This window comes from Saccharopolyspora taberi (genome assembly GCF_039534165.1).
Lineage (GTDB): Bacteria > Actinomycetota > Actinomycetes > Mycobacteriales > Pseudonocardiaceae > Saccharopolyspora_D > Saccharopolyspora_D taberi.
Genome location: NZ_BAAAUX010000016.1, coordinates 289,609 through 308,319, shown reverse-complemented (window position 1 = coordinate 308,319; position 18,711 = coordinate 289,609). Strand labels below are relative to the sequence as shown.

The following is an 18,711-nucleotide window of genomic DNA, read 5'->3' as shown; positions in this document are numbered from 1 at the left end:
GCCGGGGCGGCTTCACGAACGAGAGCAAGAGCAAGGAAGGAAGTGGTCATGGCCTACGGCCAACGAGATGACAGCGGCGGGTGGCGTGCCCGCTACAAGCGACCCGACAGCACCTGGGGCAGCAAGTCCGGTTTCACGTCGGAAAAGGCTGCCGAGGACTGGGGCAACGAGCAGGAAGCCCTGATCCGCCGGCACATGTGGATCGATCCCCGCAAAGGCAACATCCCGTTCGGCGACTTCACCTCGGCCCTGCTGGACTCCATCGGTCCCCGACTGGAACCGGCCACGCTGGCCAAGTACCGATCGCACCTGGACAACCACCTGCTGCCGCAGTGGTCCGCATGGCCACTGATCGGGATCTTCAACAGCTACTTGGAGATCGAGAAGTGGGTCTCCGAACTACACGAGGACTACGCCGAGTCCACCGTGTCGTCGATATTCGCCACGTTCTCGACGTTCCTGAAGAAGGCCGCCAAGGAGCAGTGCATCCCGGCCAACCCGTGCTCGGGGATCCGCGTGACCTCAGGCGAGTACGCCCCGGAGCGCCTCGTCGCCACCTCCGTGCAGGTACTGCGCGCAGCTATGCGGCTGTACCGCTCGGCCGGCCCCGCGGGCTTCGTCCTCGCCGTGCTCGACGCCTACACCGGAGGACGCCGGAGCGAGCTGACCGGGCAGCAGCGGCACGAGTACAACTACGAGCGCCAGGCGATCCGCATCGACCTCCCGCTGAAGGAGATCGGAGGAAAGCTGTTCAAAGGCGGCCACCGCATTGGTCCCGGCGGTGTCTTCGTCGACGGCGGCCCGAAGCCCGCGCCACGGAAGACCTCCCGGCCCAGCAAAGGAAAGAAGAGGGGAAAGACGAAAACCCCTGCCGGGGCCCGGGATGTCCTGCTGCCCCCGAGCATCGCCGTGCTCGACGAGACGCTGATGGATTCCCACCGCTACCCGTTCCTGTTCTGCACCCAGGACGGGAACCTGCTGCGGAGATCCAACTTCCGTCAGCGCCACTGGCGCCCCGCCTGGGACGGCACCGAGCCCGACAACCCGCAGGCCGAGGATCACGTCGGGCCCGGCTGGGACAGAAGATGAAAGGCATCGGCCGGGTCTACGACCACGTGACCCCGGAGATGGAACAACACATCCTCGACGTCCTGGAAGCCCGATGGAGGGCCTCGGCAACGGCATTGACAGCCGCCGAACTCATGATGTGGTTCCCGCGCCTGCGGGACACCCTGAAAACCGGCCATGACGACGCTGTTCAAGATCGCATCGCCATTTCATCGCCATTTGCGAGCTGACAGCGAGCCCGCCCCATAGGAGGAGCAGGGCCGCTGACCTGCATTAAGACTTTGGTGCGCGATACTGGGATTGAACCAGTGACCTCTACCGTGTCAAGGTAGCGCTCTCCCACTGAGCTAATCGCGCGAGGCGGAGGCGGGAATCGAACCCGCGTACAGGGCTTTGCAGGCCCTTGCCTAAGCCACTCGGCCACTCCGCCGTGTTCGGATCCAATCCGAGACGGGCTGGACCTGAGTTATCCAGAGCGGACGACGGGACTCGAACCCGCGACCCTCACCTTGGCAAGGTGATGCGCTACCAGCTGCGCTACGTCCGCCTGCCTGCGGCTTGCCGACCGGAGTTCGCGGATCTTCGCTCCCGGCCGTCCGCCGCGTTGCACTGAGAACTTTAGACCACGCCGGAACCGGCGATCAATCCGGGGGTCCCCACACCACCCGCAGGCACCGTCGCCGCTGGCCACGAGGCCCGGCGGCGGGACGGCCCGGCGGTCAGGACAGGTCGTGCGGCAGCAGCCGGGTCAGCGCGTCGTCGACGTTGACCCACAGGTTCTCGTTGCCCGGGACCACGACGTCGTAGGTGCGGTCCAGGAAGTCCGCGAGCTCCTGCGCCGACGCCTCGAACACCGCGTGCCCGGACGGCGAGCTCAGCTCGATCACCACCACCTCGGGGTCGTCGACCGCCGGGCGGATGGTCACGTCGCCCACACCGGCGTGCGCGATGAGCCCGTCGGCCAGCAGATCGCGAGCGAAAACCCACTCGACCCAGCCGGCGCGGCCGGTGCGGAACGCGGCCACCACGGCGTAGGGGTCGCGAGTGTCGTAGCGCAGCTCGACCTGGACCGGCACGGCCGGCGTTTGCGGGGCCAGCAGATCGAACACCGCCGTTGAACGGAGTGTCACGTGATCGTTACGCATTGTCCTCGCCTTCCTACTCCCTCCCGGTCCGCTTATCGACCGAGCAACACAGTTGTGACGCCTTCAAGGGGCCCATCGCTCGCAACTCGCGGATAGATCACCCATACGGGGCAGGGCCCACTTCGGTGGGCAACCAAGGCGCTGCGCAGCGTGTTCACCTGCACTGTCTTCGGAAACGAGCAACGTCCGCCCACTGGACCCGGCATGCGCTTGTCTCCCGCCCGCACCGCTGGACCGTCCGCAGTGCACGGACTGGGCCGAGGGACGCAACCCGCCCGGGCCGCGGCCGTCCGGTGATCGACTTCCCGGCAGTCCCGCACGCTCACCGGACACCCGGTCGCGCCCGACCTGAAACCCATCGCCGCTTCCGGACAACACCCGCGGACCGGACCGAATTCCTGAGCCCGCCGGCCGCCCGAACGCAGGGGCCAGGATAAGCGATGGCGCCCTCCCCGATCCCGCCCGAAACCGGGCCCGCTGAGACGCTCGCCACCCACGTTCCCCGAGTCGGACTAACCCCGCCGTCCGGACATCTCCGCACGCACGCCTGGCCGATCGGCTCCCCGCGAGAGCGGGCTCACACTGTGACCAGGATCGAAGAGCATCACCAGGGACGAAGGGCCCGGGAACACCCGCGGAAGACGATGATTGACGTCACACCCGCACCGACCGAGGCACCGCGCCCGGTGCGGCACCGCCGTATCCTGTCCCGAGCGGGCGCCGGGACCAAGGCCGCACGGCCACGACGCCTGAACCGCCGCCCGGACCACGAACGGCACACGGCAACGGCAGGTGGGTCCACTGAGCAATCCAGCCGAGTCGCGACCGCACGACGACGCGGGAAGCAACGGCGAGCAACCATCAGGCGGGCGCACGCGCCTGCACGCGTGGCGGGAGAGCCTCCACCACCGCCGCGAGTCGATCCGCGAGCGCCCCACGCTCAACACCACCTACCGGATCGCCCTCGGCGCGTTCGGCGCCGTCGTGCTGCTCGCGGGCATCGCGATGATCCCCTACCCCGGCCCCGGCTGGCTGGTCGTGTTCGCCGGGCTCGGCATCCTCGCCACCGAGTTCCACTGGGCGCACCGGGTCAACCAGTTCGCCAAGCGGCACTACCACCGCTGGGTCGCGTGGCTCGGCAGGCAGCACATCGCCACCAAGCTCGCCGTCATGGGCGCGACCGGCCTGATCGTGCTGACCACCCTCTGGCTGCTCGGCCTGTTCGGCACCTTGGGCGGCTGGCTCGGGCTGCGCTGGTCCTGGTTGAGCAGCCCCCTGTTCGGTCCCTGAAAACGATCGTGTATTGTTCTTCCTGTCGCCGGGAACGGCGGCGGACACAACAGAACACGGGCGATTAGCTCAGCGGGAGAGCGCTTCGTTCACACCGAAGAGGTCACTGGTTCGATCCCAGTATCGCCCACTCGAAACTGGGAGACCCCTGTCCACTGAATGCGTGGACGGGGGTTTCTTCGTTGTGTTGTTGCGGGGGCCGAGCCCCCGCAGGCCCCCACGGTGCGGGGGTTTCCTTCTTCTCCTTCGTTGGCTTTGTTTGTTGTTGGCCTGGGTATCGGAGGACGGCTTGGCCCTGGTGCCGAGAGACGGCTTGGTCCGGGTGGGGGCGCGCTGGGGCTACTTTGGAGGTTGGGCTTTGGTTGGGTAGGGGCTTGGTCTCAGGTAGACGCCTATGTGGGGGCGGGTGGTTTTGGAGACCGTGCGGTAGCTGAAGAGTTCCTGGAGGCCCGCCGTTCGGTTCAGGGGTTGGGGGCAGAGGCTTCGCAGCGTCGTCAGGTAGGGCGTGGGGTCCAGGCCCTCCGAGCGCATCGCGCAGGCGATGCGGGCGGCTGCTTCCTCGTCGTTGCGGGCGTTTTCCGGGAGGCGCAGGTACAGGTTCGCCTCCTCCGGCTCGTCGGCTCCCTCCCGGAACGCCAGGCAGGTCATCGGTTCGTTGTGGAACTCGGTCGTTTCCGGGCCGTAGATGGTGCGGATGATCCTGGCAGCCCGCTGCTCGTCGTGGGACCGGGCCATGGCCGCGACCTCGCCCAGACCGGACCGGCTCACCGGGCCGTGCCGGAAGTAGACCTTCACCCGGGCCGACCTGGTGGCGCCCAGGTCGAGGGCGAAGAACTCCAGTTCGTGCCCGTTGTCCTGGAGCTCGTCGGCGCGGGCGGCCACCCGGTGCCAGCCGACGCCCATGCCCAGGCGGTCCATGGCGTCGGCGACGACCTCGAAGGACCGGTGGCGGCCGTGCGCCTGCGGGTTGAGGTAGACCTTGTACTGCGGCCTGCCGCCCGGTTCCCAGGCCAGCGAGTGCCAGACCGCGGGCCGGTACGGCTTGGGGTCCTCGGTGAGGAACAGGTCCTCGATCTTCAGGTAGCGCTCGACGGACACACCGCGTTCGTCGGCGAGTCTTCGGGTCAGGTCGCTGCCCGCTCTCTGGGACTCCCGCGCGTTCCGGCCCAGCGACTCGAACAGCACCCGGATCTCCGGGCGGTCGTGCTTCCAGCTCAGCGAGAATTCCGCGGGGAAACCGTCCGCTGAAACGTAGGACGGCACGGCGCACGTCGCGCCGATCGGGTCGTCGGCCCAGCTGCCCAGCACTCCGGTCAGCGCTTCCCGGGCCGCGGTGATCTCCGCGGCGGGCACGTCCAGTCCGGTGCAGATCCGCGACCACATGTTTTCCACGAGTTCCCGGTAAGTTCGATCCGGCGCTGCGAACAAGCCGAAACTCCGCGTGACGACTGCCTGATCCGAGACACCGAACACTTCCCCTACCTCCCACTGGACAACTACCCTGATCCGGCACAAACCTCGTGAGGGGAACACCTGCAATGCCGACGCCCAACTCCGACAAGAGCGGACACACCCTAAACGACGACTCGGATTGGGCGCGACATCCGCACAGTGATGCAACCGACAGCGACAACACCGAACGGACTATTGACAACGAGGTTTGCATCATCGGGTCCGGCTTTTCCGGACTGGCCGTGGCCAACGAGTTACGGCGTCGAAACATCCCCTTCACCTGCGTGGACCGATCCGCCGAAATCGGTGGTGTGTGGCAACATTCCCAGGATCTGAATTCCAGCCCGGCCTACCGCGCGCTGCACCTGAACACCTCAAGCCGGACGACCGCGTTCCACGACTTCCCGATGCCCGCCGACTACCCCCGCTACCCGGGGCTGCGGCAGGTCTCGGAGTACCTGTGCGACTTCGCCGCCCAGCGCGACCTCAAGCGCGACGTCGAGCTCCGCACCGAGGTCGTCTCCGCCCGCCAGAACTCGGACCTGACCTGGGACGTCGTCACCCGCGACGAGTCCGGGGCAGCGCGCTCCCGGCGCTTCCGCAACGTCGTGGTGGCCACCGGCCAGCACTGGCGGCCGCGGTTCCCGGACCCGCCCATCGCCGGCGCGGACACCTTCGGCGGCCGGGTCCTGCACTCGTTCGGCTTCAGCGACGCCGCCGCGCACGCCGGTGAACGGGTGCTCGTGCTCGGCATCGGCAACTCCGCGTGCGACATCGCCGTGGAATTGTCCCGCGCCGCCGAAAAAACATTCCTGGCAATCCGCCACGGGGCTCACATCGTTCCCAAACAACTAATGGGAATTCCGGTCAGTGAAATCTCAGACTCGGACTGGTGGGGTCGAATGTCGTTCCAGGTCCAGCGAAGCCTGATCGAACGACTGCTGCAGCTGATCCGCGGCGACATCCGCGCCTACGGAATTCCAGAACCCGATCACCGGATCTTCTCCCGGTCGGTCACCATCTCCGACGAACTGCTCCCCCGGATCACCAACGGCGGCGTCATCCCGAAACCGATGATCGACCGCTTCGAGGGCGATCTGGTGCATTTCACCGACGGTTCCAGCGAGCGGATCGACGCGGTCGTCCACTGCACCGGCTACGAACTCGAATTCCCGTTCCTGCCCGCGGAGTGCGTGTTCACCGCGGACGGCAGCGTCGGGCTGTACCAGCGGGTGGTGGCGCCGCGGCACCCCGGGCTGTACTTCGCCGGGCTGATCAAGCCGGTCGGGTCGGTGACGCGCTCGGTGGAGAGCCAGTCGGTCTGGATCGCCGACCTCGTGGAGTCGTCGGCGGCGCTGCCCTCCGGTGAGGTCATGGCCGCCGAGATCGACGAGCAGCTGCGCGCCACCCGCCAGCGCTACGGGAAGGGCGGCATGAACTCGATCCAGGTCGACGTCGCCTCCTACCTCAAGGCGCTGGAGAAGGAGCGCGCCGCGGGCCGGCGCCGGGCGCGGACCGGCTGAGCCGGGCTACTGCGCCGCGGGCACGTCGCTGCCCGCCTCGGCCTCGGTCTCGTCGAGCACCCGGATCGAGTACTCGATCAGCTCGACCAGCGCCTGCTTGCTGGCGTCCCGGTCGCGGGCGTCGGACAGCACCACCGGCACGTCCTCGTCCAGGTCGAGCGCCTGGCGCACCTCCTCGGCCGCGTAGGACACCGAACCGTCGAACCGGTTGATCGTCACGATGAACGGGATCCGGCGGTTCTCGAAGAAGTCGATCGCCGGGAAGCTGGCCTCGATCCGCCGGGTGTCGACGATGACCACCGCGCCGATCGCGCCCCGCGCCAGCTCGTTCCACATGAACCAGAAGCGGTCCTGGCCGGGCGTGCCGAACAGGTACAGCACGAGCTGCGGGTTGATCGTGATGCGGCCGAAGTCCAGCGCGACGGTCGTCGTGTCCTTCTGCTCGATGCCCGCCAGGTCGTCGACCCCGGTGCTGGCCTCGGTCAGCACCTCCTCGGTGCGCAGCGGCGCGATCTCGCTGACCGAGCCGACCATCGTGGTCTTGCCCGCACCGAAACCACCGGCGATGACGATCTTCACCGCGGTCGGTGCGACGGGCACATCCGACATCGAATCCCCCTGGGGCGTCTGGTCAGAGCCTGCGGACACCATCGAGCACCGCCTGAAGTAGTTGTCGGTCGGGCTTTTCGGCGACCCGGGACGACGCCGATCCCGCGATCAGGTCGCCGCGTTCGATCAGATCGCTGACCAGCACCTTGGCCACGACCAGCGGGACGTCGAGGTAGGAGGCGACCTCCGCCAGCGACAGCGGGCGCTTGCAGAGTTCGAGGATCTCCAGGTGCTCGACGGAGAGGACGGACCGGTCGGAGTTCCCCCGCCGAGCGGTGACGACCTGGGTGACCATGTCCAGCTCCGGGCTGCCCGGTCGGGTCCGGCCCCGGGTCATCGCGTACGGGCGGACGAGCGGACCGGCGGCCTCGTCCAGCCACAGATCGTCCTCACGAGCCATCATCGCCGCCCTCAGCTCCGGGGCAGGTCGACCGGCACGCCCGCGCGCGGCGCGGAGCTGAGGTAGTTGCCGACGCGCACCACGAGCAGGTTCATCTCGTAGGCGATCATGCCCACGTCCGAGTCCTCCTCGCCGAGGACGGCCAGGCAGGCACCCGAGCCCGCGGCGGTGACGAACAGGAAGGCGTGGTCCATCTCGACGATGGTCTGCCGGACGCCGCCGCCCCTGAACTGCTTGCCGGTCTGCTTGGCCAGGCTCTGGAAGGCCGACGACATCGCGGCCAGGTGCTCGGAGTCCTCAGTGGACAGATCCGCGGACTTGGCAAGCAGTAGCCCGTCGGAGGAGAGCACGACCGCGTAGCGCGCTCCGACCACCCGCTGGACGAGATCGTCCAGCAGCCAGTTCAACTCGTCATCCGAGCCGACTTTCTCGCTCATGCACACACTGCCCCTTCAGTCGCTGGAAAGATCACCGTTCCGCACCGGAGTCGTCGGCCCGGCGCGCGTCGCGAGTCCCCCGTTGGAACGCGGCCATGTTCCCCCTGGTCCGCTCCGGCGAGTGGTCGACCCGCTGGGCCGGCTCCTCCTGCTGTTCCCCGGGTTCCTCGCGCAGTTGTGGAACGAGGTTGTGCTGGCGTCGCCGTTTCGGCAGCGGCGGCCTGCCGTCTGGGTCCACGGAAGGAAACTCCGGCCTGTCGTTCTGCGGTTTGGCGGGCTGCGGAGTCCTGCGCCCGTTCCGGGCCGCCGACTCGACCTCGTTGCGGGGCTCCGGGAACTTGCGCTCGAGCGGGGCCACCACGTCGTCCCGGCGCGACGGCGCGTCCTGGGAGGTGGTGACCACCCGCATCGTCTCCGGCGGCTCCTCGGCGCCGCGCTCGGAGACCACGATGTCGGACGGGAGCAGGACGAAGGCCACCACGCCGCCCTCGGCGGACTCGCGGAGGTCGACCTGGATGCCGCGCCGCGCGGCCAGCCGGGACACCACGAACAGCCCGAGCCGGGAGTCACCGCGCAGCGTGATGTCCTCGAACCGCGGCGGGTTCGACAGCAGCTCGTTGGCGTCGTCCCGCGCCGCGGGGCGCATGCCCAGCCCCTGGTCCTCGATCTGCACCAGCACGCCGCGCGGGGTGTCGCTGCTGTGCACCTGGACCTGCGAACGCGGCGAGGAGAACGCGGTGGCGTTCTCCATCAGCTCGGCGCAGAGGTGGATGACGTCACCGACGGCGGTGCCGTGCACCGAGACGTCGGGCACCTGGTTGACCCGGATCCGGTGGTACTGCTCGGTTTCGGCGACCGCGGCGCGCAGCACGTCGACCAGGCGGACCGGCTTGCGCCACTGCCGCCCCGGCTGCTCGCCGGCGAGGATGATCAGGTTCTCGGCGTTGCGGCGGGCCCGGGTGGCGAGGTGGTCGAGCTGGAACAGGGTGTCGAGCCGCTCCGGGTTCTCCTCCTCGCGCTCCATCCGGTCCAGCACCTTGAGCTGGCGGTGCACCAGGCCCTGGTTGCGGTGCGCGATGCCGAGGAAGACCTTGTTGACGCCCTCGCGCGCCTGGCTCTCCTTGACCGCGGCCGAGACCGCGGTGAACTGGGCGGTGTTGAACGCCTCGGCCACCTGGCCGATCTCGTCCCTGCCGTAGTCCAGCGCCGGGACCTCGACATCGATGTCGACCTTCTCGCCCTTCTCCAGGCGGGTCATGATGTCCGGCAGCCGGTCCTGGGCCAGCGACAGCGACTCGTCGCGCAGCCTGGTCAGGCGGGTCACCAGGGCCCGGTCGACGAGCCTGCGGGAGTTGCGGATCGCCAGCACGATGCCCAGCACCACCGCGAGCAGCGCGACCAGGCTGCCCGCGATGACCTCCAGGTACCTGGCGTTGCCCTTGGCCAGGCCGGTTTCGGCGGCCTCGCTGGCCGAGCCCACCGCGAGCTGGATGAGCTCGTCCGAGACCTGCCCGCTGGCCTGCAGCCACTCCTGCTCGGAGACCGCCGCCCGGCCGGTGCCCGGCGGGTGGCTGAGCACGTCGCGCTCCAGCGCGCGCAGCCGCTGCCACGGCTCGCTGGCGACCAGCCGCTGGTACTCGCCGCGCGAGACGGGCAGCAGGTTGGGTTCGTTGGCCTCCAGCTTGGAGTGGTAGGAGCCGACCAGGCCGGTGTAGGTGATGAAGTCGTCGTCGTCGAACCGCCCGTTGGCCACCGCGGTGGAGCCCAGCGAGGCCGCGCGCGACATCTGGTCGGCGGCGCGGAACAGGTCGGTGGCGACCAGACCGGCCTGGCTGGCGTCGACGTCGGGCACGCTGCGGGCCTGGATGTCGAACAGCGCGGCGCCCGCGTCCAGCACGCTGTTGTAGTACTCGAAGACCTGCGGTCCGGTCGCGACGCCGGAGTCGATGTTGGCCCGCTGCTGGGGCAGCTGCGCGAGCAGCCCGTTGAGGGCGTCGATGCGCCGCACGATCGTCTCGGACGCGTCCGGCCGCACGCCGTCCAGCTTCGCGCGCATCTCGGCGACCGCCTGGTCGGTCTGCACCCGCTGCTCGCCGACCGCCGCGCCCAGGTCCGGCTGCCCGACCCCGCGCAGCGTGAACTGGCGCTCGCGCTGGATGGCGACCATGCCGTTGGCCGCGGGAATGGAGGCGTTCTGCACGGAGACGGCGACGGCCCGCACGTAATAGCCCTCGTAGCCGGTGTAGAACGAGAAGACCACCCACATGACCAGCAGGACGATGCTGGGCAGCACGACGACCCTGGTCACCCGGGACCGGATGGTCCGGTAGTCAGCGTTCTCGGAAGGGCTTGTTCGATTCACAGCGCTCCACACCTATTGAACCGCCAGGGGCTTCGGACGCGGCCTCACCGGTGAGACCAGGGCAGGGCGTTGGCGGTCCTCACCGACGGGCTCTGCGGACGGACCGGATGTCAGGTGGTGGAACGGTCGGGCCAATGCCGCGCCGGCCGAGTCGCACTCGCCCCGTGGCCATGAGTCGCACCCTCATTCCGCAGCCGAAGCCCTACCCATCCCGGAACAAACGCCACTGGCGCAGCACCACCCAACAGGATGATCGAGACTTTAGCACAAAGTGATCAACAACCCGATTGGAGTATGTAACTCTCGCCGATAGGGCCATTTACTCCGTGTTGCTGCTACGAAATGCCTATAAGGGCCGCAGCTGAACGGGCTCGGGATCACGGGAGGTCGAAGCGCGGCTCGGACCGCAGCAGGAACGACAGGTCCGCGCCCGGCGCGAACTCCCGGGGCTCGGCGCCGCGGTCGAACAGCCGGGCGGCGCTGAAGCCGGCGAGCTCGGCGTGCGCACCGCGGACCCGCAGCCACGCCTCCTCCCGCAGGCCCAGCACCGGAACGTCGTTCTCCTCCAAGAACTCGGTGATCCGGCGCTCCCTGGTCTCGCCCATGTGCGTGCTGCCGGGGTCGGGGTCGAGGTAGTGCGGGTTGATCTGGAACGGGACCAGGCCGATCGCCTCGAACGAGGGCGGGCGCACGATCGGCATGTCGTTGGTGGTCCGCAGGCTCGGGCAGGCCATGTTGGTGCCCGCGCTGGCGCCCATGTACGGCGTTCCCGTGAGCACGGCGTCGCGGATCGCGGCGACCAGGCCCCTGCCGCGGAGCTCCGACAGCAGCCGGAAGCTGTTGCCCCCGCCGACGAACAGGGCCTCGGCCTCCCGGACCGCGCCGACCGGGTCGGCCGCGGTGTGCAGCCCCTCCACCCGGACGCCGAGCGGGTTTACCGCGTCCTGCACCACGTCGACGTAGTGGTCGTGGTCCCGCTGCGCGAAGGGAGCGAACAGCAGCCGCTTGCGCCCGGCCAGCCACTCGGTCACCGCTTCCAGCGCGTGGCCGAGGAAGGGCCGCCCGTGCGTGGTCGAGCTGGACAGCAGCAGCAGCTGCGGACTCGGGTTCGGCATCGCTTCCACGTTAGCGGCTGCCGTTCGGATCCAGGTACTGGAATCCGGCGGCGTCCGGCGGCGAGGATGGCCGGTATGGCGGTGACCAACGACGTGACCATCATCGGCGGCGGCATCGTGGGCCTGGCGACCGCGCACGCGCTGGCGCGGGAGCGGCCGGGCGAGCGGATCGCGGTGCTCGACAAGGAACCCGGCTGGGGCACGCACCAGACCGGGCACAACTCCGGCGTCATCCACAGTGGACTGTACTACCCGCCGGGCAGCGCCAAGGCCAGGTTCGCGCGGGCCGGCGGCGAGGCGATGTACGAGTTCTGCGCGGAGCACGGGATTCCGGTGCGGCGCACCGGGAAGGTCGTCGTGGCCACCGAGGCGGCGGAGCTGCCGAGGCTGGCCGAGCTGGCTCGGCGGGGTGCCGCCAACGGCGTCCGGGTCCGCGAGCTCGGGCCCGGCGAGCTGCGCGAGCTGGAGCCGCGCGTGCGCGGTATCCGTGCGCTGGCGGTGCCGGAGGCCGGGATCACCGACTTCGGCGCCGTGGCCCGCAAGCTGGCCGACCTGCTCGCCGAGCGCGGGGTGGAGCTGCGCACCGGCACCGAACTGGTCGGCGTGGCCACCGACGGCCCGGACCTGGTGCTGTCGACGACCACGGGCGAGGTCCGCACCCGCCGCGCCGTCAACTGCGCCGGGCTGCACAGCGACACCGTCGCCGAACTCGCCGGTGCCCGGCCGCCCGCCCGGATCCTGCCGTTCCGCGGTGAGTACTACGAGACCGCCCGGCAGGATCTGGTGAACGCCCTGGTCTACCCGGTGCCCGACCCGGCGTTCCCGTTCCTCGGCGTGCACCTGACCCGGATGATCGACGGCAGCCTGCACGTCGGGCCCAACGCGGTTCCGGCGCTGGACCGCGAGGGCTATCGCTGGGGCGCCTGGTCGCGGGAGCACCTCGGCCGGCTGGTCAGCGACCCCGGCCTGCGGGTGCTGGCGAGGAAGTACTGGCGCACCGGGGCGGGCGAGATCGCGCGGTCGGCGGTCAAGCCGCTGTTCGTCCGCGCGGCGCGCAGGCTGCTGCCGGAGCTGCGCGGGCGGGATCTGGTGCGCGCGGAGGCCGGGGTGCGCGCGCAGGCCGTCCGGCCGGACGGGACCTTGGTGGACGACTTCCTGGTCGTCGAGGACGAGCACTGGGTGCACGTGCTCAACGCACCTTCTCCCGCCGCTACCGCTTCGCTGCTCATCGGGCGGGACATCGCCGGGCGGTTGTGAGGGTCTCGTCGCGGTGGGCGGTCTGCCAGGACGCGCACCGGCTCAGGACGCTTCGGTCGAGTTCCAGAGGGTGTCCAGGTGGTGCTGGAGCGCGCGGCCGATCACGAACGCGTCGGCCGGCGCGACCATGGTGTAGGTGTCGTCCGGGGCCTCTGGGATCACCGCCACCCGGCCGGTCTTCGAGTGGTGCACCTCGATCGTCGAGCCCACCCGGCGCAGCGGCTCGTCCCCTTCGCACAGCGCCACCTCGATCCGCGCGGTGAACCCGTCCGCGCGCGTCAGCAGCGCTTCCAGGTCCCGGGCGTCGTCGTCGGGGACCTCGCGGCGGCGCAGTTCGCGGGCGATCTCCGGGCTTTCCCGCGCCTCGGCCAGGATCGCCGTCGGCACTGTGACCTCGCTGCCCGCGGCGGGTTCCGCGGCGGGCAGGACCCCGGTCAGGGCGGGCCACGGGGCATCGGGCCGGATCAGGTCGGCCGTCACCGAATCCCCGCGGACCTGCACCCGCGCCGCGAGCTCACGTGCGACCGCGACCAGGACCCTGGTGTCCGCGCCGATCGCGGCGAAGCCGAAGACCGACCCGCCCGCGAGCGCGCTCAGCACGTCGTTCCAGCGGGGTTCGAGCCGGTAGGGCATGCCCGGGAACCCGGACAGCTCCCGCCCGATCAGCTGCGCCACGGCCGCGCGCGGGCCCGGCCGGTGCACACCCCGTCGGACGAGCGCGTCGAACTCCCCGCTGCTGCACCGCATCCCGGCGCGTCAGCCCCGGTACTGCTGTTCCTCGCCGACGCGGGTGCGGCGGACGACCCCGTGCAGCAGGCTGCTGACGATGGTGATGACCAGCGCGCCCCAGAAGGCCGACCAGAACCCGTCGACGTGGAACGGCAGCTTCAGCTCACCCGCCAGGTAGCTGGTGAGCCACAGCAGCAGGGCGTTGACCACCAGCCCGAACAGTCCGAGGGTCAGCACGTACAGCAGGCAGCCCAGCGTCTTGGCGATCGGCTTGAGCACCACGTTCACCAGGCCGAACACCACGGAGACGGCCAGCAGGGTCAGGACCTGGGCGGTGGTGTCCTGCCCGCCCAGCGTGATCCCCGGCAGCAGCGTGGTGACCCACACCGCCACCATCGTGATCAGGACGTGCACCAGGACGGTCACGGCACGCCTCCTCGGAGTCGACGGCTGTTGACCTCTCCGACGCTACTTGCTCCGGTGATCTTCCGCCGCTCCCGGGCTCAGGCGAACATCTCGCCCATGGCGTCCCGGACGTCGTCCAGGTCCGTCCCGACCTGGTCGCAGACGTCGGCGAAGCGGAACACCATGCCCTCGCGCAGCCCCCACGGGCAGATCTCCAGCTCGTCGACCCCGATCGCGCTGAGGATGACCTCGGCCACGATCGCCCCGGCCAGGATGCGGCGCGCGCGGGTGCGCGAGACGCCGGGCAGCCGGGCGCGTTCGGCCTGGCTCAGCACCGCCAGCCGCGGGATCCAGGACTCCAGCTTCGCGCGGACCAGCCGGACCGGGTGGCGCGCCACCCGCCCGTCCGAGCTCTCGGTCAGGATCGCCAGCTGCCGCAGCACCTTCGACTGCGCCACCGGGTGCCCGAGGTCGGACTCCGCGTAGCGGGTCAGCGAGCGCGGGACGGTCCCGCAGATCGCCTCGACCAGGTCGTCGATCTGGTCCTGGGCGGGCGGGTCGTCCGGCAGGTACTGGCGGGTCAGCCGCGCCGCGCCGAACGGCAGCGTCACCACGTCGTCCGGGTAGGCGTCCGCGCCGGTCGCGACGTCGATCGTGCCGCCGCCGATGTCGACCGTGGTCAGCTTCGTCCCGGGCCTGCCGTGCCAGTGGCACGCGGCGTGGAAGGTCAGGCCGGCTTCGTCGCGCGGGCTCAGAACGCCGATGCGGGTGCCCGCGACCGCGGCCAGCCTGCGGCGCAGCTCGGCGCCGTTGACCGCGTCGCGCACCGCCGAGGTGCCGTAGGCCAGCAGCGCGCCCGGGACCTTGTCCGCTCCGGCGCGGACGCAGTCGCGGACCGCGCGGGCCGCCTGCTCGATCCCGGCCTCGGTGACGACCCCGTCCGCCCCGGTGTTCTCGGCGAGCCGGGTCCGGGCCTTGAAGCTCCAGGACGCGCGCGGGATCCGGGCGCGGTCCAGGTCGACTATCTCCAGGCGTGCGGCGGCGGAGCCGATGTCGAGCAGTCCCAGCCTCATGCGGCCACCCGGTCGTCGATGCCGCACCGCGGGCCCGTCCGGGCACACTCGGTGCGGGGGCGGCGGCCGGACATCAACAGGTACATGCGTCCCAGTATCCCGTACCCCCCATGACCGGCTCCCACAGACCGGACATTCCCCCTCATAATCCGAGCGTTCAGGGGACTCCCCAGAGCATCCTACTCAGCGGTAACATCGGGCGACCTCAGCGGCGGAGGCCCGCCCCGCCGCGGGCCGCTACGGAGAGGACCACGATGCGCATCGGGATGCCGCTGAACTACAGCGGAGGCTTCAAGGAAACGGTCGACGAGCTCGCCGTGCACGAGAAGGCGGGGCTGGACATCGTCTACGTCCCCGAGGCCTACTCGTTCGACGCGGTCAGCCAGATGGGCTTCATCGCCGCCCGGACCGAACGGCTGGAGATCGCCTCCGGCATCCTGCAGATCTACACCCGCACCCCCACGCTCACCGCGATGACCGCCGCGGGCATGGACTACGTCTCCAACGGCCGCTTCACCCTGGGCATCGGCGCGTCCGGGCCGCAGGTCATCGAGGGTTTCCACGGCGTGCCGTACCACGCGCCGCTGGGCCGCACCCGCGAGATCGTCGAGATCTGCAGGCAGGTGTGGCGCCGGGAGCGGGTGGTGCACGAGGGCAGGCACTTCCAGATCCCGCTGCCCGAGGGCCAGGGCACCGGTCTGGGCAAGCCGCTGAAGCTGATCAACCACCCGGTGCGCGAGCGGATCCCGATCATGATCGCCGCGATCGGCCCGAAGAACGTGGCCATGGTCGCCGAGATCGCCGAAGCCTGGGAGCCGATCTTCTACGTCCCGGAGAAGGCCGCCGACATCTGGGGCGAGCCGCTGGCCGCGGGCCGGGCGAAGCGGGACGCCTCGCTGCCCGAGCTCGACGTCGTCGCGCAGGCACCGCTGGCCATCGGCGAGGGCCTGGACTCCTTCCTCGACGGGATGCGCCCGCTGCTGGCGCTCTACATCGGCGGCATGGGCGCCAAGGGCAAGAACTTCTACAACGACCTGGCCCGCCGCTACGGCTACGAGGCCGAGGCCGAGAAGATCCAGGACCTCTACCTCGACGGCAAGAAGGACGAGGCCGCCGCGGCGGTCCCGGCCGACCTGCTGACCAAGACCTCGCTGATCGGCCCGGCGGGCCACGTCAAGGAGCGGCTGGCCGCGCTCAAGGAGTCCGGCGTGACCACCCTCAACGTCACGCCGCTGGCGGGCACCACCGAGGAGCGCACCGCGCTGATCGAGCAGGTCCGCCGCCTCGCCGACGAGATCTGATCCAGCCCCGCACCCCCATCGTGAAGGAGAGCTCGATGACAGCAGCACAGGCCGCGGTACTGCGCGAGACCGGCGGTGACCTCCGGGTGGAGGACATCGAGCTCGCCGACCCGGGGCCGGGTCAGGTCCGGGTGCGGCTGGCGGCCACCGGTGTCTGCCACTCCGACCTTTCGCTGGCCACCGGCGTGCTCGCGCACCCGATGCCGGTGGTGCTGGGCCACGAGGGCGCGGGCCGGGTGGTCGCGGTCGGCGAGGGCGTCGAGCGCTACCGGGTCGGCGACCCGGTGGTGCTCAACTGGACACCGCCGTGCCGCGAGTGCTGGTTCTGCACCCGCGGCGAGCCGTACCTGTGCCCGCACGCCGACGCCGCCCGCGACAACCCGCACGGCAAGCTCGCCGACTCCAGCCCGGTCTACCCGGGACTGGGCACCGCGGCGTTCGCGACCGAGACGGTGGTCGGGGTCAACTCCTGCATCCCGCTGCCCGACGACGTGCCGCTGGATCAGGCCGCGCTGCTGGGCTGCGCGGTGCTGACCGGCGCGGGCGCGGTGTTCGAGGCCGCGCGGGTGCGGGCCGGGGAGAGCGTGGTCGTGTTCGGCCTCGGCGGGATCGGGCTGTGCGCGGTGCAGGCCGCGCGGATCGCCGGTGCCGAGCAGATCATCGCGGTCGACCCGTCGACGGAGAAGTTCGACCTCGCCCGCCGCCTCGGCGCGACCGAGGCGCTCGAACCGTCGGCCGACCTGGCCAAGCGGATCCGCAGGCTGACCGGCGGTCGCGGCGCCGACCACGCCTTCGAGTGCGTGGGGCGCGCCGAGACGATCCGCGGGGCGTGGTCGGCGACCCGGCGGGGCGGGCAGGCGACGGTCGTCGGGCTGGGTTCGGCGTCGGACCAGCTGACCTTCAACGCGCTGGAGGTCGGGTTCTTCGCCCGGACGCTGCGGGGCTGCATGTACGGCAGCACCGACGCCGATCTCGCGGTCCCGCAGCTGCTGGAGCACTACCGCCGGGGCGAGCTGGACCTGGATTCGCTGGTGTCGCAACGGATTTCGCTGGGCGACATCGGCGCGGCGTTCGCCGAGATGAAGGCCGGGCACGGCGCCCGGAGCCTGATCGTGTTCGACTGACGGCGGGTGGGGCGCGGTGCCGCGCCCCACCCGCGCGCCTCACGCTTGCCGGGCGACCGCCGGGGCCTCGGCCCTGGCTGGTCCGGTCTCCCGCAGCCCGTACGCCGATCCGAGCGTCACCAGCGCCATCACCGCGAGGAAAGCAGCTACCGAGGCGGACGTGCCGGTGATCGCGAGCAGCGCGGTCATGATGAAGGGCGTACCGCCGCTGACCACGATCGCCGCGAGCTGGTAGGCCAGCGAGGCGCCGGAGTAGCGCACCCGGGGCTCGAACAGCTCGCTGAGGTAGGCCGCCAGCGGACCGTAGGTGAGGCTGGACCCGACGGTGCCGACGGTGGTGGCGATGGCGACTCCCAGCAGGGTCGCGGTGTCGACGAGCCAGAAGAACGGGAACGCCCACACCAGCAGCACGGCCGATCCGGCGAAGATCAGCGGGCGGCGGCCCCAGCGGTCCGAGAGCCGGCCGCTGAGGAAGATCACCCCGACACCGACCGCGGACGAGCCCAGCGCGAGCATCAGCAGGGCGTTGCGGTCCATGCCCAGTTCAGCGGTCGCGTAGGCCAGCAGGCCCGAGATGCTGATGTAGAACACGGCGTTCGCGGCGAACAGCAGCCCCGACCCGAGCAGCACGGCCCGCTTGTGCGAGCGCAGGACCTCGGTCAGCGGGGCACGCTCGACCTCGGCCCGCTGCTCGCGCTGCTTGAGCTCGCGGAAGACCGGGGTGTCCTCGACCTTGAGCTGGATGAACAGCACGACCGGCGCCAGCACGGCGCTGGCCAGGAACGGGATCCGCCAGCCCCACGCGAGGAAGGCGTCGTGCGGCAGCAGCGCGCCGACGAGCAGGAACGCCAGGTTGCCCAGGATCACGCCGAGCGGAACGCCCATCTGACCGAAGGTCCCCGCCGCGCCGCGGCGCCCGCCGGTGACGTTCTCGGTGAGCAGCAGGATGATCCCGCCCCACTGCCCGCCGACCGCGATGCCCTGCGCGAACCGCAGCACCACCAGCAGCACCGGAGCGAGCACGCCGATGGTGGCCGCGCCCGGGAGGACGCCGATCAGGAAGGTCGCCGAGCCCATCAGGACCAGGCAGGTCACCACGGCGGGTTTGCGGCCGACCCGGTCGCCGAGGTGCCCGAAGACCAGGCCGCCCAGCGGGCGGGCGACGAACCCGGCCCAGAACGTCGCGAACGACAGCAGGATGCCGGTCAGCGGGGTGGAGTCGGGGAAGAACAACGGGCCGAACACCAGCGCGGCGGCGGTGGCGTAGATGAAGAAGTCGTACCACTCGATGGACGAGGCGATCAGGGCGGCGATCATCAGCTTCCGCCCGGTGGCGCCGGCAGCGTGCTCGTTGGTCATCGGCTGTCTCCTCGACTCGGGAACAGGGCAGACCGACCGGTTGGTAGGAATGTGAGCCACGT

General features: G+C 70.3%; 18 protein-coding genes and 4 tRNA genes. 8 read left to right on the top strand and 14 right to left on the bottom strand.

What is annotated here, in order from left to right:
- Positions 1-48 precede the first annotated feature (48 nt).
- Together ABD691_RS20355 and ABD691_RS20350 are read left to right on the top strand one after the other, a co-directional pair.
- Complete coding sequence (locus ABD691_RS20355) at positions 49-1,089, top strand: integrase (RefSeq protein WP_344682015.1); 1,041 nt, start codon at positions 49-51, stop codon at positions 1,087-1,089.
- The gene (locus ABD691_RS20350) at positions 1,086-1,298 is read left to right on the top strand and encodes a hypothetical protein (protein ID WP_344682013.1); all 213 of its coding nucleotides are present in this window, start codon (positions 1,086-1,088) and stop codon (positions 1,296-1,298) included. Before ABD691_RS20355 ends, ABD691_RS20350 begins: the two co-directional genes overlap by 4 nt.
- A 52-nt stretch (positions 1,299-1,350) precedes the next feature.
- Here ABD691_RS20350 and ABD691_RS20345 read toward each other — a convergent pair.
- The 4 genes from ABD691_RS20345 to ABD691_RS20330 all read right to left on the bottom strand — a co-directional run bounded on the left by ABD691_RS20345 (position 1,351) and on the right by ABD691_RS20330 (position 2,213).
- A tRNA-Val gene (locus tag ABD691_RS20345) sits at positions 1,351-1,425 on the bottom strand.
- A gap of 1 nt (position 1,426) precedes the next feature.
- Positions 1,427-1,498: transfer RNA gene (locus tag ABD691_RS20340), tRNA-Cys, on the bottom strand.
- Between the two features lie 44 nt (positions 1,499-1,542).
- Positions 1,543-1,615, bottom strand: a tRNA-Gly gene (locus tag ABD691_RS20335).
- 172 nt (positions 1,616-1,787) lie between these two features.
- Positions 1,788-2,213, bottom strand: coding sequence for an SsgA family sporulation/cell division regulator (locus tag ABD691_RS20330; protein ID WP_011873518.1), 426 nt, complete (start codon positions 2,211-2,213; stop codon positions 1,788-1,790).
- A 792-nt stretch (positions 2,214-3,005) separates the two neighbouring features.
- Between ABD691_RS20330 and ABD691_RS20325 the strand changes: the two genes are divergently transcribed.
- Positions 3,006-3,503: a TIGR02611 family protein gene (locus ABD691_RS20325; RefSeq protein WP_344681998.1), complete on the top strand. Its 498-nt coding sequence runs from the start codon at positions 3,006-3,008 to the stop codon at positions 3,501-3,503.
- 58 nt (positions 3,504-3,561) lie between these two features.
- A tRNA-Val gene (locus ABD691_RS20320) sits at positions 3,562-3,633 on the top strand.
- Between the two features lie 209 nt (positions 3,634-3,842).
- On the opposite strand, the gene ABD691_RS20315 is transcribed toward ABD691_RS20320, so the two are convergent.
- The gene (locus ABD691_RS20315) at positions 3,843-4,886 is read right to left on the bottom strand and encodes a tryptophan dimethylallyltransferase family protein (RefSeq protein WP_344682348.1); all 1,044 of its coding nucleotides are present in this window, start codon (positions 4,884-4,886) and stop codon (positions 3,843-3,845) included.
- A gap of 263 nt (positions 4,887-5,149) precedes the next feature.
- Between ABD691_RS20315 and ABD691_RS20310 the strand changes: the two genes are divergently transcribed.
- Positions 5,150-6,478, top strand: a complete 1,329-nt coding sequence (locus ABD691_RS20310) for a flavin-containing monooxygenase (protein WP_344682346.1) — start codon at positions 5,150-5,152, stop codon at positions 6,476-6,478.
- A gap of 6 nt (positions 6,479-6,484) precedes the next feature.
- Here ABD691_RS20310 and ABD691_RS20305 read toward each other — a convergent pair whose 3' ends face one another.
- The 5 genes from ABD691_RS20305 to pepE all read right to left on the bottom strand — a co-directional run bounded on the left by ABD691_RS20305 (position 6,485) and on the right by pepE (position 11,401).
- Positions 6,485-7,087: a GTP-binding protein gene (locus ABD691_RS20305; protein WP_344681996.1), complete on the bottom strand. Its 603-nt coding sequence runs from the start codon at positions 7,085-7,087 to the stop codon at positions 6,485-6,487.
- A 22-nt stretch (positions 7,088-7,109) separates the two neighbouring features.
- Positions 7,110-7,487: a DUF742 domain-containing protein gene (locus ABD691_RS20300; RefSeq protein WP_344681994.1), complete on the bottom strand. Its 378-nt coding sequence runs from the start codon at positions 7,485-7,487 to the stop codon at positions 7,110-7,112.
- 11 nt (positions 7,488-7,498) lie between these two features.
- Positions 7,499-7,924: a roadblock/LC7 domain-containing protein gene (locus ABD691_RS20295; RefSeq protein WP_344681992.1), complete on the bottom strand. Its 426-nt coding sequence runs from the start codon at positions 7,922-7,924 to the stop codon at positions 7,499-7,501.
- 31 nt (positions 7,925-7,955) lie between these two features.
- Entirely contained in the window at positions 7,956-10,232 is a 2,277-nt protein-coding gene (locus ABD691_RS20290) for a sensor histidine kinase (protein ID WP_344681990.1), read from the bottom strand.
- Between the two features lie 431 nt (positions 10,233-10,663).
- Positions 10,664-11,401 carry a dipeptidase PepE gene (gene pepE / locus ABD691_RS20285; protein ID WP_344681988.1) on the bottom strand — a complete coding sequence of 246 codons (738 nt, stop codon included), beginning with the start codon at positions 11,399-11,401 and terminating at the stop codon, positions 10,664-10,666.
- A 75-nt stretch (positions 11,402-11,476) separates the two neighbouring features.
- Here pepE and lhgO point away from each other — a divergent pair, with 75 nt between their 5' ends.
- Entirely contained in the window at positions 11,477-12,658 is a 1,182-nt protein-coding gene (gene lhgO, locus ABD691_RS20280; RefSeq protein ID WP_344681986.1) for an L-2-hydroxyglutarate oxidase, read from the top strand.
- Between the two features lie 42 nt (positions 12,659-12,700).
- On the opposite strand, the gene ABD691_RS20275 is transcribed toward lhgO, so the two are convergent.
- The 3 genes from ABD691_RS20275 to ABD691_RS20265 form a co-directional block, all read right to left on the bottom strand.
- Positions 12,701-13,405 carry an ESX secretion-associated protein EspG gene (locus tag ABD691_RS20275; protein ID WP_344681984.1) on the bottom strand — a complete coding sequence of 235 codons (705 nt, stop codon included), beginning with the start codon at positions 13,403-13,405 and terminating at the stop codon, positions 12,701-12,703.
- Positions 13,406-13,414: 9 nt separating this feature from the next.
- A complete protein-coding gene (locus tag ABD691_RS20270; RefSeq protein WP_344681982.1) occupies positions 13,415-13,813 on the bottom strand; it encodes a phage holin family protein in 399 nt (132 codons plus the stop codon).
- Positions 13,814-13,890: 77 nt separating this feature from the next.
- Positions 13,891-14,865 carry a Ppx/GppA phosphatase family protein gene (locus ABD691_RS20265; protein WP_344681980.1) on the bottom strand — a complete coding sequence of 325 codons (975 nt, stop codon included), beginning with the start codon at positions 14,863-14,865 and terminating at the stop codon, positions 13,891-13,893.
- A 254-nt stretch (positions 14,866-15,119) separates the two neighbouring features.
- Between ABD691_RS20265 and ABD691_RS20260 the strand changes: the two genes are divergently transcribed.
- A complete protein-coding gene (locus ABD691_RS20260; protein WP_344681978.1) occupies positions 15,120-16,166 on the top strand; it encodes an LLM class F420-dependent oxidoreductase in 1,047 nt (348 codons plus the stop codon).
- A gap of 35 nt (positions 16,167-16,201) precedes the next feature.
- Positions 16,202-17,290 carry a Zn-dependent alcohol dehydrogenase gene (locus ABD691_RS20255; protein ID WP_344681976.1) on the top strand — a complete coding sequence of 363 codons (1,089 nt, stop codon included), beginning with the start codon at positions 16,202-16,204 and terminating at the stop codon, positions 17,288-17,290.
- 39 nt (positions 17,291-17,329) lie between these two features.
- On the opposite strand, the gene ABD691_RS20250 is transcribed toward ABD691_RS20255, so the two are convergent.
- Positions 17,330-18,649, bottom strand: a complete 1,320-nt coding sequence (locus ABD691_RS20250) for an MFS transporter (RefSeq protein ID WP_344681974.1) — start codon at positions 18,647-18,649, stop codon at positions 17,330-17,332.
- Positions 18,650-18,711 lie beyond the last annotated feature (62 nt).